The following is a 13715-nucleotide window of genomic DNA, read 5'->3' as shown; positions in this document are numbered from 1 at the left end:
CCGAAGGCGCGTCTCATGCCAATCGGTTCTCCTTTTTATTCATATGCTTCCTCAACGGGAGTGAGGGACGTGTCCTTTGGCTCTACGGCCCGTGTCGGTATGGAGAAATAGAACGTGGAGCCGCCGAATTCCCGGCTGTCTACCCCGATGATACCGCCCATGAGCTCGACAAGCTTCTTGCTGATCGCGAGTCCCAGCCCGGTGCCGCCGTACTTGCGGTTTAACGATGGATGGAGCTGTGAGAAGGAGAGGAACAGCTGATGCTGACGGTCGGCCGGAATGCCGATCCCGGTATCCGTAACTCGAATCGTCAGCGTAAGCTCACGGGTGCCGATGCGCCGGACGGCGTCGGCAGTCAGCGTCACGCTGCCTTGCTCCGTAAATTTGATGGCATTGCTGATCAAATTGACGAGCACCTGTCGCAGCCGCAAAGGATCCGCAACAATGACATCAGGGACGCTGTCTTCGTTCACGCTCCATGAAAGGGTTAGTCCTTTCTCGCTGGCTTTGGCATTGAACAAGTCTACGACGCTTCCCAGCAGGCTGCGGACATCGATCGGTTCCTCGCCAATCGACATTTTACCGGTCTCGATCCGGCTAAAATCGAGGATATCGTTCAAAATATGCAGGAGCGATTCACCGCTCTCCTTAAGAATGTCCGTATAATTTGCCTGTTCTTCATCGAGGTCGGTCGTCTTTAGGAGATCGATCATCCCCATTATGCCGTTCATCGGCGTACGAAGCTCATGGCTCATCATCGTCAAAAATTCCGTCTTGGCCTGATCTGCCCGCTCAGCCGATTCTTTGGCGCGTATGATCTCTTTCTCGTCGGTAATATCGCGGAATACCATCACGGCACCTTTGCGCTCGCCCCGATCCCAGATCGGATTGACCTGGTAATTGGCCAGGAAGCTGGTTCCATCGCGCCGCCACAGCACGATTTCGGTTCGAAGGAGAGGCGTTCCTTGCAAGAGAGCCATCTCAAGGGGGGAGTTCCTCCCGCGGTAAAAGCTGCCGTCATGCCGAATCTCCCTGATGATTTGATCGCAGGATCTGCCGATGACATCACCCGCATCTTCCCCCAGCATGGACGCACCGGCCGGATTGATGAAGGCGACTTTGCCGTTAATGTCCAGCCCGATAATGCCTTCGGACACCGTGTTCAGCAGCAGCGTGAGCTCGCGACTCAGCTTCTTGATCTCCTCCATCGAACGGTTGCGCTCCGTAATGTCCCGGGTAATTCCATAAACGCCGACAACTTCTTCATCCACGATGATCGGAATGTTAACGGTATTGATTTCGATCGGATGACCATCCTTGTGAATGATCGACAGGTCATAGCTCTGCGGGTTTCCTTCCTTCGCTTGGTTAAAATGGTACTGCGTCCGCGGCAGATCCTTATCCGCCACGATGGGACCGTAATACATGCCGACAAGCTCGTCCAGCGAATAACCGGTTAATTTCTGCAAATTCGGATTGGCCGTCAAATACTCGCCTTCCAGATTCATGGAGTAGACGGCAAGCGGATTGTACTCGAACAGCGATCGGTACCGCTGCTCGCTTTCCTTCAGCTTGAATTCGATACGCTTCCGTTCGGATATATCGCGGGCGATGGAGATGATTTCACGATGCCCGTCCTGTCCCGTAATGAACTTGCAGTTCACTTCGAACCAAATGTGCCTGCCGTCTTTATGCAAGTAACGGAAGGTGATCGGGGTAAGGGAGGTCTCGTCTAAGGTTCGCTGCAAATACGCTTTGAGCGGCCCGATGTCCTCCGGATATACGTAATCGAATGCACTGGTCCCCACAAGCTCTTCAGGATTATAACCGAGGAGCGAATAACAGGAAGGCGAGCAATATAGAAAGGTACAGTCGTCAATCGTATTCCGCGATATGAAATCCAGCGAATTTTCCGTGATCAGCCTGTATTTCTTCTCGTTCTCAACCAATTGCTGCGCGATCAGTGATTCTTCGGTAATATCCTGGGCCATTCCGACCAGTTCGATCGGTTTGCCTTCGCTTCGGGCCGATACTTCCCACTGTGCCCGGAGCGTACGAATGGTGCCGCCTTCAACCTGAATCCTGTAAATAATCTCGTCGGGCTGTCCCTTGATTGCCGACAGGATCGCACGCCGGAGACGTTTGCGGTCTTCGGTGACAACCGCGGAAAGAAGGGATTTATGATCACGCTCAATCGGCTCCAGTTGGTAGCCGTAAATTCGGCGTATTTCTTCACTGAAGGATAATGTCCGGGTCACAAGATCCCATCTCCAGGAACCGATTTTGGCGATCCGCTGGGCACGGGCGAGCGTGTCTTCATCGATTTTGCGCTTGGTAATATTGCGTGCGATCGCCAGCACCTTTGTTATTTGACCTTCGGCCCCCCGGATGACGTGGAAGGAGGTTTCAAACCATAGATAGTGTCCGTCTTTATGGCGGATACGCCTGTTGAATATTTCGCTATCCGAGAACAGCTTTCCGGGCTGTTTCATTTCTTCGGAGTCGGCCGAATGGTAAAACTCGGCGCGATGCCTGCCAACCATCTCTTCCTGACGATATCCTAACAAGTGGGTTGCGGAAGGGGAGATGTATTCAATGATTCCATCGGCATTGCTGATCGAGATGAGATCTTGTCCGCTCTTCAGGATGAGCGCAAGCAGCTCCTCCTGACGGATCATCGGCAAGGGGGCTTCCTTGATCTCCGCTCGGTCAATGCAGCACAGGATGAGCGGTTCTTTCCCGTTTGCCGGTGACGCCAAGAGAGAGAACTCCGCTGTTATGGACATTGCCCGTCCATCCGCGGACTGAAATGAAATCGTCTCCTGAAGTCCATTGGCGACATCATAGCTTTCAATTCGCTGCAAAGCTTTTTGGGAGAGGCCCTTCAGAACCAGGAGCTCGCGAGGCTTTCGCGTCAGCAGCTCGGAACGCGTGGATCCAAGGATTTCGCAGAAGCGTTCGTTCATCATCACAATCTGCTCTGTCTTTAAGGATATCAAAACCGCCCCGACAGGCAGTTTGTTAAACATGGGTTCCCAGAACCAATCTTCCGTAAAATTCCTCATATCATAGGCTGCCTCCCTGAGAAATGCTCTACCACTTGATCATAGTGGATCGTTCATTGTTCTAGCAATAGATAAAAGGATACAAATCAACATGACAAAACTTATGCGAAAGAGCTTACCGGTAAGCCCTGCGCGTACGAGGTTTGGTGCAAATATGTAGGATGGTACCGAACATGCTCGCCTTTAGCGGGTATTGACACATTTTTATGGGAACCTCCGGTTTCCGCCCTTCAGAAAATAGCTCCTGCGTCTTGTGATAATCCCGCATATGTGTGCTTATACAATTCGTAACCTCCTTGTTTGGTTGTACTATACCCGTATCATTCTGCGTTTAAACTGCTTTTCAGTTGTAGGCTAACACCCTATGCGGGCTAATTGCATACTATGCAGGGTAGAAGATAACGAAGGAGGAAGTTTCATGAACACATATCCATCTCAACAACAAATGCTGTTTCAATGCGATCATCATATGGCCCATTCCATGAAAAAGCATAAGGAGAACGCCCATGCTGCCTTGAAAAAGGCGATGAAGCACAAAGTTCGCGTAGAGACGCTGGATGATGAAGTCTTCGAGGGGGTCATCATCAATGTAGACGCCAAATACGTATATATCCAGATCGAGCAGGAAGGAAGCAGAGGCTTTTATCCCGGCTATCCATATCCGAGACCGCCGTTTGCGCCGTATCCGTACAATCCGTATTACAGCAACGTTATCCTGCCGCTCGCACTGTTTGACCTGCTGGCCGTCAGCCTGCTGTGGTAATTATTCATTAGTGCGCGGGGTGCTCCTGAAGGTTCTTGGACCAGGTGCACCCCTTATTTGATAGAGCGATGAAGATCGGCACCCCGCGTGTCAGTGAATAATGGCATTGACGAAAAATACGAGAAACCTGCCGTTGGTTCACGCAGCTTCTCCTCCATCTAGCGTCGATTTTTTGAAGGGAGCGGAAAAAATAATTTCAGCTATTTACATACATGCTGTATGTATGTTAAATTTAAGCCAATCATGAATAAGGAGTTGTTGATCCAGTGAACGTACAAGGCTTTTACCCGGTTATTATGTCCGGGCACATGGAGGAGAGTAAGGATTTTTATACCCGTTTATTTGGCTTTGAGGTTGTCTTTGAAGCGGACTGGTACATAAGCTTGAAAAGAAATGCCGGACCGGACAAGCTGTATGAGCTCGCCGTATTGTCTTGGAATCATGAAACGGTGCCGGCTGCTTTTCAGAGAGAGGTGCAGGGATTGATTCTCAATTTTGAGGTGGACAATGTCGACGCTGAATACGACCGGCTGATCAAGCAAGAGGGTCTCCCGCTTCATTTGGACATTCGCGACGAGGCGTTTGGCCAAAGGCATTTCATCACAAGCGATCCGAGCGGCGTGCTGATCGACATGATCCAGATTATTCCGCCATCCGAGGCCTTTGCGGACAATTACAAGGAAGACGTATGGACCGATCCGGAACCCAAGGCCGTCCAATGACACATTCCCAGCCCTTAAAGAATTATTTCGGGAGGGAGCTTGCCCTGACCCTATCGGATTTGATTCAGCCGCTCGTTGCCCGGTTTCCTGTCGACTCCTTCGTGGAGGCCGTAACCCGGCAATCCGAATCCCTTGAGCTCAAAGGGAGAGTTGCGATGATCGCGGCCGAGCTTCATCAAGCGTTGGCCATGCCGTATGAGGGCAGTTTGGAAGTGCTGCTTGACATCCTCGGCCCGGAAAATGAAACCGAGCAGGGCATGTTCACGAACGGCTATTTTTTAATGCCGGTTGCGTACTATGTCGAGCGTTACGGACTTCAGCATTTTGACCTGTCCATGCATGCCTTATATGAAATCACGAAGCGGCATACTTCGGAGTATGCCATCCGCCCTTATTTGCTGAAGTATGAGGATCAGTGCCTTGAACGATTGAAAGCGTGGAGAACGGATTCCAGCCTGCATGTCCGCCGACTCGTCAGCGAGGGGACACGTCCCCGTCTCCCTTGGGCTAAGCGGATTCCGGTTATAAAGGGGGATCCTTCGCATCACCTTGCTTTGATCGAGCCGCTGCTGAATGATCCATCGTTGTATGTCAGAAAATCCGTGGCCAATCATCTGCACGACCTAAGCAAGGATTACCGGGATTTCGTCATTACTTGGCTGGCGGAGCGACAGCACAGCGGCGGGGAGCATTTTCCTTGGATCGTCCGGCATGCGTGCAGATCATGGATGAAGGGCAGCGAAATGAAGAGCATGCACGAGCTTTTCTCTTCTGCTATATTTACAACATAGAATGAAGATTTGAAGAGAGGCATTTACGATGAAAAGAAGCAAGACGGAAGCGCAGGAGACGATGGAACGTCTGCTGCAGGTTGCAAGAGAAGAGTTCGCGGACAAAGGCTATGCAGACACCGCACTGGAGATGGTCGCGGATATCGCCCAAGTAACCCGGGGCGCGCTCTATCATCATTTTAAGAATAAAAAAGGGCTGTTTCTCGCCGTCCTGGATCTCGTACAGCGCGAAGTTTCAGAACGTGTCGCCTCGGAGGCGGGCCGTTCAAGCGAACCCTGGGAGCAGCTTCTGCTGGGCTGCCGGGCTTTTATCGCCGCGGCGGTAGAACCGCAGAACATGCGGATCATGCTGATCGATGGTCCGGCAGTCGCCGGCTGGGAGACTTGGCGCCAGATGGACGAAATCCATTCGATGCGTCATCTGCGGGAACAGCTGGATGGGATGCAGCAGAAGGGGGAGATGAAACAGCTGCCCGTCGATGCGATGACCCATGCGTTATCTGGCGCAATGAATGAATGCTCGTTGTGGGTGGCGGAAGCGGAGGATACGGCTCAGGCAGCTGATGATTCGATGCGGATTATTGAAACGATGCTGACGGGATTTAGGCGCTGACAGGCCATACTCCGATCGCGGATATCGAAATAGGAGATAAGCAGCCGGCCGGCAAGGAAAAAGCACCCGAATGGAGGGGGTTCTCCAAAGTTCGGATGCTTTTTTTAAAAAAAAATTTATGCTCAGCAGAATTATGTGTGCTGCGAGGGAGGCTCAGGGCTGCAGCGTTCGAAAACCTCCTGCTGCCCTTCATCCATCCGGTCGATCAGCTTAACGATAGAGGGAGTTGTTCGCTCGTAAGATCAAGCCAATCCAATTCTTCCCGCGTCAGCTTGATCTGCGCTCCCTCATCACAGGATTTCAGTTCTTCCGCGTTTTGGGCGCCGATCAGCGCGCAGGTCGGGAAGGGCTGATTCAGGACATAAGCGAGTGCGATCTGAATCGTCGTAACCTGCTTGGCTTCGGCAAGCTTCTTGGCCCGCTCGAGCCGCTCCCAGTTGGCATCGCTATAGAACACACGGACCAGATCTGCGTTGTCCCGCACCTCGGGAGTGAATCGCCCCGTGAAAAATCCTCTGGCCTGCGACGACCAGGACAATAGCGGGAATTGCTCGGCTTCATGCCATGCGCATGTCTCTGCATCCGCAGATACGCAGCCTTTCCAGAAAGGCTCATTCGGTTTCGCAAGGCTCAAATTCGGACTGCTGAAGGAGAAGCCGACGAGTCCGTTCGCTTCCGCATATTGATTTGCCTCCCGGATCCGTTCCCAGGTCCAGTTGGACACGCCGATCGCTTTCACGGTTCCGGATTCGATATATTCGTTGAGCGCCTCCACTACCTCGCCAGCCGGAACATTCGGATCGTCGCGATGCAGTGCGTACAGATCGATATAGTCGGTCTGCAGCCGCTGCAGGCTGTCGGTGATGTCATTCTTGATATCCTTCCGGGTCACGCGCGGTCCGTTCTGGTCGTGGTGAGCGCCCTTGGTCAGAATAACAAGCTGCTCCCGGTTGCCACGCTCCTGCATATAACGACCGATCACTTCCTCGCTTTGGCCGCCGCAATAAATATGGGCCGTATCGATCGAATTGCCACCGATGGCCAGAAATGCGTCCAGATTGGCAGCTGCCCGCTCGTAGGAATCATGGTAGAAGTAGTCCGATCCTTTCATCAGCACGGAGACGGGTTTGTTCAATCCCTTGATTGAAATATACTTCATGTTCATACCTCCTTTAAAAATGTCACAGTACGATTCTTGACCGCTCATGGGCGGATTTCAGACATGCGTCAATGACCCTCATATTACGGACGGCATCTTCTGTTGTGTATCGGAGCGGCTTGCCGTCCAGTACCGCTTCGGCGATACGGTCACCCTGCTCGCTGTATGCGTTGGCGGAAGGAACCTCGATTTCCTTCCGGCCTTCACTGGTCGTCAAGAAGAAATTGGCCCCGTTCTCGGGCAGGCTGTATGCATACGGCACCTCGATCAGCCCTTCGGTCCCCACGATTTCAAGCGGATTACGGTAGGCGGCCCACATGCCGCAGTCAAAGGTCAGCGATACGGCACCTTCAAATTCGACCAGTCCGGATGCCATCATGTCGACATGATCATGCTCCGGCGAGAAGAAGGCCTGAACGGTAACGGCTTCAGGCTCTTTATCGAGCAGAATCCGGGCTGCGTTAATCGGGTAACAGCCGACGTCATAAATGGAACCGCCGCCCCAGTCCTTACGGAACCGGACGTTGCCATGGTTGGCCGAGCTGTTAAAGGTGAAGGCGCTGCGGATGCCTCGGATCTCGCCGATCGCTCCGGATGCGATATATTCCTTCAAGATATCGTACCGCGGGTGGTAACGGTACATGAACGCTTCGGCCAGAATCACGCCGGCTTTCGCTGCGGCATCAGCCATCTCGGCGGCTTCGGCCTCCGTCAGCGCGATCGGCTTCTCGCAGAGCACATGCTTTCCGGCTTCGGCCGCCCGGATGCTCCATTCTTTATGTAAATGGTTAGGAAGGGGAATGTAGACCGCATCAATGTTAGGATCCTCGAGCAGGGCTTCATAGCTTCCATACGAGATATTTATGTTAAGCTCTTCGGCGAGTTGCCTTGCTTTATCCTCCTGCCGGCTCGCGATGGCTGCAACTTCATTGCGACGGGATTGCTGGAGTCCGGGAATGACCGCACGCTTGGCGATGCTGGCGCAGCCCAAAATGCCCCACCGTAGTTTCTTGCTCATCTTCATCAGTTCCTCCTTCGTTACTTGAATAAGATTATATTGCGATTATAAGAGAGAATAATTAAAATTAATATAATATTATTTTGTATTGGATTAAAACAATATTGTCATCGAGGAGACCTAGGAATGAAACGCCAAATCCACTTGCTGACCCTGCCGGAGATGCCGTTCTTCTGCTTTCCGGAATCGGTGGGCATTTACCGGGAGGAGCCGGAGCACTCGGTTACGCGGGCTGCCGGGGCACTGAACAATTTCAACATTCATTACGTCGCTTCCGGTACGGGGTATGTGGAAATCGATCAGCAAGTGCATACGCTGGGGCCCGGCGAAGCCGTCCTGTATTTCCCCATGCAGGCACAGCGTTATTACAGCAGCGAAGATGACCCATGGGACGTCCGCTGGTTCCATTTTTACGGGAGCGGGCTGCAAAATTATTTGATCGAACGGGAATTTCATCGCAGTCCGCTGTGGAGTGTCCGTCAGCCTGCTGCATTTGAGGAGGCGCATGAAACGCTGTTAAAGGAGGCGGAGAGGCATCGGATGCTGAACCCGGCCCAGCTGTCGACGCTAACCTATTCGCTGCTGACGGTCTTCGTGGAGCAGGCATCCGCGCTCTCTGACCATAAATCCAGCAACTCGGGCAGCCGGATTCTCGAATTGCTGCCGATCATTCAGCAGGAAGCCGCCAAGCCGTTTATACTGGAGGAATGGGCATCAAGGATCGGGGTAAGCACCTATTACTTCTGTAAGCTCTTTCGAAACGTCATGGAAATGACGCCGATGGAATTCGTCACCAGGTGCCGCCTGCAAATGGCCAAGCAATGGCTGCTGGAACACAAGGACAAGACGATCGGACAAATTGCCGTTGAGGCTGGATATCCGAGCGTCAGCTACTTTAATAAGCGGTTTATGGAGCATGAAGGGATGACGCCGTCTTCCTACCGGCGCTTGCACGGAGGATAGTCTGGTCGTCCTGTTCCCACGTACGGGAACGAGCCCGACTTAGGTCCAGGTTCTAATCACTTCTAGAGTCGGTTTTGGCTTTGGTTTAACCGGATTACAATGGAGTTAACGAGGGATTTGACGAAATCCTGACCGATGATCAAGTTAAACGGGGGAAAGACCAATGTCCGATACAAAGAACTTATATATATTGCTAACCGATACGGGAACGATGTTTACGAGGCTGATCAAGCGAATTACGGCTGCGCCGTATAACCACGCTTCCATTGCATTGGATGGCCAGCTGAATGAGGTGTTCAGCTTCGGCCGGAAATGTGCCGATAATCCATGGGTGGGAGGCTTTGTGGAGGAAGACGTATATGAAGGAACCTTCAGCCATTTTCCGGGTACGCGATGCGCGTTATTGCGCTTTGAGGTGACTCAGGAGCAATATGATCAGGTCCGCGCGGTGATCCAGCGCTATAAAGACGAGGAGGACGCCTACCGGTATAATCTGATCGGATTGTTCGGTGTTCTAATGAGGCTGGATATTACGAGAGAGCGGTCCTACTTCTGCTCTCAATTCGTTGCCGAGACGTTGCGCCAGAGCGGGATTCGCCTGTGGGACCGTTCGTCCACGCTGGTGACGCCGCATGATTTTCTGCTGCACCCCTCGATGGAGGTAGTGTATGAAGGCATGCTGTACGACTATCCGCTTCTAGATCAGACAAGACTGGCAAGCTTCCATCATCCGCTTCAATCGGCGGCACAGTAGAAGGCATCCTGAAGTGCTTGGCATACAGTTGGATAGGATAACGATCATCCTCTGCCGGACGGCAGAGGATGATTTATGTGGCCGCTACTCTCCAATGGGAGTCGAGCCGATCCTCATTAGAATCTTGTCCATACTTTCCTATTGAAGTTGTGTCGATACTTTTCAAGCTTGATTCGTCACTAGCCCATAGACAGGGATGCCGTTATTTGATGTGACCATTAGCCTGCCGGATTATCGTTTCGATCCGCTGTTCGTGTTGGAAAACGCTCTTCTTCTTCGCCAGAATTTGGCCGGAGAGGGTGAGCATCCGTGCCAAGGTATCCGATGTCCGTGGCGGATCCTGCGACTTTACGGCGGCTTTAAAGTTCTTCCATTCAGTGTTCAGCAGCTTGTTCGGGGTCGAGATCGCACTCTTGTCGCTTTTGATTTTGCTCTTATACGGCTCGATCCCGGAAAGCACGGACCGCACTTTGGCCGCCTTGCCGGTACGTTCCTTCTTGGCTGCCGTCAGCGCCGCTTGCTTCTGCTTGATATCCTGCCTCCCAATATTCACCAGCAGCTTCATGCTGTTAGCCTGCGTCTGCAGCATCTTGGATAACGTCTTGTCCTTCAATTTCTTGGCTGCCGCAACCTGCCTGTTTAGCGCCGTGTAGCTGTCGAATAAAGGCTGATATTTACGCTTCGCCGCATTCAGCTGTTCCTCCAGATTGCGGATCTTGTCTTTATCCAGATCGCTGATCCTTCTGCGCACTTCCGAAGCCTTGGCTTCGTTGGCGTAATGCAGCGAAGCGATTTTATCATCCCATTCCATGGTCTCTTTCCGTTCGGCTTTAAACGTATCATACTGCTTGAGCAGCCTGGTACCGCCCGACCCGCCGGCACGGCCTGCGGTTTCGCTTAGCTGATGGTTGATCGCATCCGTGAATTCGATCGCTGCGGCCGCGGCCTCCCGGACCGGCACTAGACCAATTATCAATTGCATCGCAAGATAGATCATGAACATTTTCTTCATCATGACAGTAATGCCCCTTCCATCCATTGGATTCGTTCCAAGAAGCCGCTCGTAAGCTCATACGAAGTCCGGGTAACAACGCAAAAAAGCACCCGGGCAGCAGGCATCAATGCCTGGCTTACGGGTGCTTCCTTCGTAAGAATCCAGAATTAGTTTAGTAAAATATACAATATATAACCTATATTTGTCAATCATGTCTATGGTCAATTCTTTAAAAAGTTTAAGCGAGTCGAATCTTTGACAGAATCGCTGCCCATGCTTCCGTATCGCCTTCCCACGTCCTGCCTTTCGGGATGCGAACAAGCCTGGCATCTTCAGCGAACGAAGGCAGCTCCACGATGTCCGAGTCTTCTCCATGAAGAATAAATAGCATGGAAATATGGGGATTGGCATACGTTTCATGGATGGAGGCATAGATGGCTTCGGCATCCTGCTGATGTTGAATGATCCGCACGAGAAGAACGCTTTGGCCGGATGCCAGGCAATCATTAAACCGTGCGATCCTTCGATCCAGCCGTTCCCGAAATTCGGCATAGTCGTGTAGCGGCGGCTGGTCGGGCGTATTTTTAAAATCGTGAAATGACAAACAGGTTGACTGCCGATCGCGCACATAGTAGGTGTTTACGGATTTGCCGTAGATCTCCAAATGCTCGAGCTGCATAAAGCCTTCAAGCCGTCTGCGGATCACGCCGCAAAAATCGACGGTCGATGCGAAATTGAACCAATCCCAGGGACCTGCCTGACGCCGCAGACCGTTTCGCTTGAGCTGAGCGGCAACCTGGCAGTTATGCCCCAGGCTGAAAATTGCCTCGTACCGGTACGGTTGTGTCTCCATTTCGAAGACCTCCCTTCCAATCTATCATTTCTTATTCTATGTTGATTGATAGAAAGGGTAAGGGCGCAGGAGAATTACAAGGAGCGCTTTAACCTCCTTAACCAACCGTCACAGGTAATTGTTTCGGTAAGCGGATGCGGACCGTTTCGGGCAATCTTCTTTCATTTCCGGCATTAGCATTATTGTGATAGCGGGAAGCTCCCATATACGGCGGTTTACGGTCTATTACTATGGAGCCGGCTCATTGACAGGAGTAGAGGTCAGGTGATATCCTCCAATCAAACACGGGGTTTATCCGGGAAGACAACGAAACGATCCGAATCTGCCCCCTTGCCGCGGGCCCTGCTCCGGCTTGTGAGGTCGGTTACGGCGGCAGCGAATATACCGTTAACCAGAAGCTCTTCACTTACGAAGAGTTTTTTTCATGGCGGAAGAACCGTGTACTACAGCGAAAAGAATGTGATGACAGATGTTGGTTCGACTACGAACCCGAATGAACGGTTTACTACAAAATCATTTTTCCGGAGAGTCGATGGACTACCGGCAAATCTTTGCACTCATGCTTCCGATTCTGATCGACCAGGCTTTTATCATCGGCCTTAACTTGGTCAACACGGCGATGATCAGCTCCTCGGGAGTGGCGGCGGTCAGTGCCGTCAACATGGTCGATGTGCTGAATATTTTTCTGATCAACGTATTCGTAGCGGTGGCTACCGGAGGTACGGTCGTGGTCGCACAGTATAAAGGCAGCGGCAATGGGCAGATGGTGTCCAGGGCTTCTGCGGCTACGGTCACCTCGGTGACGATTATTGCACTAGCGATCGCGCTGCTTATCATCGGGCTGCATAATCCGATACTCCAGCTTCTGTTCGGCTCCGCTTCACCGGAGGTATTGGAGAGTGCCCGGATCTACCTGATCGGCAGCGGAACATCCTTTCTAGGAATTGCGGTCGTACAGGCGGTATGCGGAGCGCTCAGGGGCATCGGAAAGACGCGGGCCTCGCTTGCGCTGTCGCTGATTATGAATCTGCTGTATGTGGTGCTGAATATTTTATTTATTACGCTGCTGCATATGGGGGTCTTCGGCATGACTCTGGCCATTAACATTGCCCGTTTTGCGGGTGCGGCCTGCGCGCTGTATTATTTATTCAAGGTCGACGCAACGCTGCATATCCGGCTGAAGGACTTGTTTCATTTTCCATTGTCGATGCTTCGCAAAATCATGTTTATCGGCCTTCCGTTCGCGGCAGAGCAGATGTTCTTCAACGGGGGAAAGCTGCTGACGCAGGTGTTTATCGTAAGCTTAGGCACCTATGCGATCGCTACGAATGCGATCGGCGGATCACTCGCGATGCTGACGCAAATACCCGCGAGCGCCTTGTCGCTGACGATCGTAACGGTAGTCGGCCAATGTATCGGCCGGGGGGATATTGCGGATGCCCGGAAGTTCATCCGGTCATTTCTATGGCTGGGTGCCATCTCTCTGGCGGTAATGGGACTTATCCTGATCCCGCTGTTCAATCCGCTCGTCGGATTGTTTAATCCGCCGCAGGAAATCGTGCATGAACTGTTCGTTGTCATGCTGATCAACGTGATCATTCAGGTCCCGCTGTGGTCGATCAGCTTCATACTCCCCTCCGCACTCCGGGCGGCGGGAGATTCACGGTTTACTTCCATTACCTCCATGATGACCATGTGGCTGTTTCGGGTCATCCTCGGTTACATCATGGGGATCGTGCTCGGCTGGGGCATTCTCGGCGTCTGGCTCGCCATGAACTGCGAGTGGGGCGTGCGGGGCGCGCTCTTCCTGTGGCGGTTCCGCGGCAAAAAGTGGTATGCGCATAAACTGATTTAGCTATCATCCCTATATGAGCTAAGCCCCTATCGTGGGGCTTTTTTTATTTCTTCGGCTGACCTGGATCATTTTTCTAACTTGACTATATACCCGGTGGGGTATATATTATAAGCGTGCCGCATCCGTATTCTTAAGCTTAATCCTTGAATTTGGATGGAATAAACC

12 protein-coding genes are annotated in these 13715 nt (G+C 52.1%); 7 read left to right on the top strand and 5 right to left on the bottom strand.

The window, feature by feature from the left end; translation table 11 throughout:
• Window positions 1-35: 35 nt before the first annotated feature.
• Entirely contained in the window at window positions 36-3065 is a 3030-nt protein-coding gene (locus tag MKX76_RS11505) for a PAS domain S-box protein (RefSeq protein ID WP_341033782.1), read from the bottom strand.
• A 418-nt stretch (window positions 3066-3483) separates the two neighbouring features.
• Between MKX76_RS11505 and MKX76_RS11500 the strand changes: the two genes are divergently transcribed.
• The 4 genes from MKX76_RS11500 to MKX76_RS11485 all read left to right on the top strand — a co-directional run bounded on the left by MKX76_RS11500 (window position 3484) and on the right by MKX76_RS11485 (window position 5954).
• On the top strand, window positions 3484-3828 hold the full coding sequence (locus MKX76_RS11500; RefSeq protein WP_007129917.1) for a hypothetical protein: 345 nt from the start codon (window positions 3484-3486) through the stop codon (window positions 3826-3828).
• A gap of 266 nt (window positions 3829-4094) precedes the next feature.
• The gene (locus tag MKX76_RS11495; RefSeq protein WP_007129918.1) at window positions 4095-4550 is read left to right on the top strand and encodes a VOC family protein; all 456 of its coding nucleotides are present in this window, start codon (window positions 4095-4097) and stop codon (window positions 4548-4550) included.
• Window positions 4517-5341: a DNA alkylation repair protein gene (locus MKX76_RS11490; protein ID WP_232239199.1), complete on the top strand. Its 825-nt coding sequence runs from the start codon at window positions 4517-4519 to the stop codon at window positions 5339-5341. Before MKX76_RS11495 ends, MKX76_RS11490 begins: the two co-directional genes overlap by 34 nt.
• A 28-nt stretch (window positions 5342-5369) precedes the next feature.
• Complete coding sequence (locus tag MKX76_RS11485) at window positions 5370-5954, top strand: TetR/AcrR family transcriptional regulator (protein ID WP_007129920.1); 585 nt, start codon at window positions 5370-5372, stop codon at window positions 5952-5954.
• Between the two features lie 205 nt (window positions 5955-6159).
• On the opposite strand, the gene MKX76_RS11480 is transcribed toward MKX76_RS11485, so the two are convergent.
• Together MKX76_RS11480 and MKX76_RS11475 are read right to left on the bottom strand one after the other, a co-directional pair.
• On the bottom strand, window positions 6160-7113 hold the full coding sequence (locus MKX76_RS11480) for an aldo/keto reductase (RefSeq protein WP_341033780.1): 954 nt from the start codon (window positions 7111-7113) through the stop codon (window positions 6160-6162).
• Between the two features lie 22 nt (window positions 7114-7135).
• Window positions 7136-8131, bottom strand: a complete 996-nt coding sequence (locus MKX76_RS11475) for a Gfo/Idh/MocA family protein (protein WP_341033778.1) — start codon at window positions 8129-8131, stop codon at window positions 7136-7138.
• 126 nt (window positions 8132-8257) lie between these two features.
• On the opposite strand from MKX76_RS11475, the gene MKX76_RS11470 reads away from it, so the two are divergent.
• Both MKX76_RS11470 and MKX76_RS11465 read left to right on the top strand, forming a co-directional pair.
• A complete protein-coding gene (locus MKX76_RS11470; RefSeq protein WP_007129923.1) occupies window positions 8258-9094 on the top strand; it encodes a helix-turn-helix transcriptional regulator in 837 nt (278 codons plus the stop codon).
• 163 nt (window positions 9095-9257) lie between these two features.
• A complete protein-coding gene (locus MKX76_RS11465) occupies window positions 9258-9848 on the top strand; it encodes a hypothetical protein (protein WP_007129924.1) in 591 nt (196 codons plus the stop codon).
• Window positions 9849-10050: 202 nt separating this feature from the next.
• On the opposite strand, the gene MKX76_RS11460 is transcribed toward MKX76_RS11465, so the two are convergent.
• Window positions 10051-10863 (bottom strand): hypothetical protein, encoded by an 813-nt coding sequence (locus tag MKX76_RS11460; RefSeq protein WP_034272088.1) that lies wholly within the window; start codon window positions 10861-10863, stop codon window positions 10051-10053.
• Between the two features lie 217 nt (window positions 10864-11080).
• A complete protein-coding gene (locus tag MKX76_RS11455; protein ID WP_341033777.1) occupies window positions 11081-11695 on the bottom strand; it encodes a DUF1796 family putative cysteine peptidase in 615 nt (204 codons plus the stop codon).
• A gap of 469 nt (window positions 11696-12164) precedes the next feature.
• On the opposite strand from MKX76_RS11455, the gene MKX76_RS11450 reads away from it, so the two are divergent.
• Window positions 12165-13550 carry an MATE family efflux transporter gene (locus tag MKX76_RS11450; RefSeq protein WP_028403564.1) on the top strand — a complete coding sequence of 462 codons (1386 nt, stop codon included), beginning with the start codon at window positions 12165-12167 and terminating at the stop codon, window positions 13548-13550.
• Window positions 13551-13715 lie beyond the last annotated feature (165 nt).

It is taken from the genome of Paenibacillus sp. FSL R5-0810 (assembly GCF_038002285.1).
Lineage (GTDB): Bacteria > Bacillota > Bacilli > Paenibacillales > Paenibacillaceae > Paenibacillus_AQ > Paenibacillus_AQ lactis.
Note: the sequence above shows the minus strand (reverse complement) of the source record. Positions and strands in the feature narration are given on the sequence as shown.

Excerpts from the sequence above, each read along its gene's own strand:
- MKX76_RS11480 (WP_341033780.1), bottom strand. The coding sequence starts at position 7,113 with ATGAAGTATATTTCAATCAAGGGATTGAACAAACCCGTCTCCGTGCTG.
- MKX76_RS11470 (WP_007129923.1), top strand. The coding sequence starts at position 8,258 with ATGAAACGCCAAATCCACTTGCTGACCCTGCCGGAGATGCCGTTCTTC.
- MKX76_RS11455 (WP_341033777.1), bottom strand. The coding sequence starts at position 11,695 with ATGGAGACACAACCGTACCGGTACGAGGCAATTTTCAGCCTGGGGCAT.
- MKX76_RS11500 (WP_007129917.1), top strand. The coding sequence starts at position 3,484 with ATGAACACATATCCATCTCAACAACAAATGCTGTTTCAATGCGATCAT.
- MKX76_RS11485 (WP_007129920.1), top strand. The coding sequence starts at position 5,370 with ATGAAAAGAAGCAAGACGGAAGCGCAGGAGACGATGGAACGTCTGCTG.
- MKX76_RS11465 (WP_007129924.1), top strand. The coding sequence starts at position 9,258 with ATGTCCGATACAAAGAACTTATATATATTGCTAACCGATACGGGAACG.
- MKX76_RS11475 (WP_341033778.1), bottom strand. The coding sequence starts at position 8,131 with ATGAGCAAGAAACTACGGTGGGGCATTTTGGGCTGCGCCAGCATCGCC.
- MKX76_RS11460 (WP_034272088.1), bottom strand. The coding sequence starts at position 10,863 with ATGATGAAGAAAATGTTCATGATCTATCTTGCGATGCAATTGATAATT.
- MKX76_RS11490 (WP_232239199.1), top strand. The coding sequence starts at position 4,517 with ATGGACCGATCCGGAACCCAAGGCCGTCCAATGACACATTCCCAGCCC.
- MKX76_RS11505 (WP_341033782.1), bottom strand. The coding sequence starts at position 3,065 with ATGAGGAATTTTACGGAAGATTGGTTCTGGGAACCCATGTTTAACAAA.
- MKX76_RS11450 (WP_028403564.1), top strand. The coding sequence starts at position 12,165 with ATGTTGGTTCGACTACGAACCCGAATGAACGGTTTACTACAAAATCAT.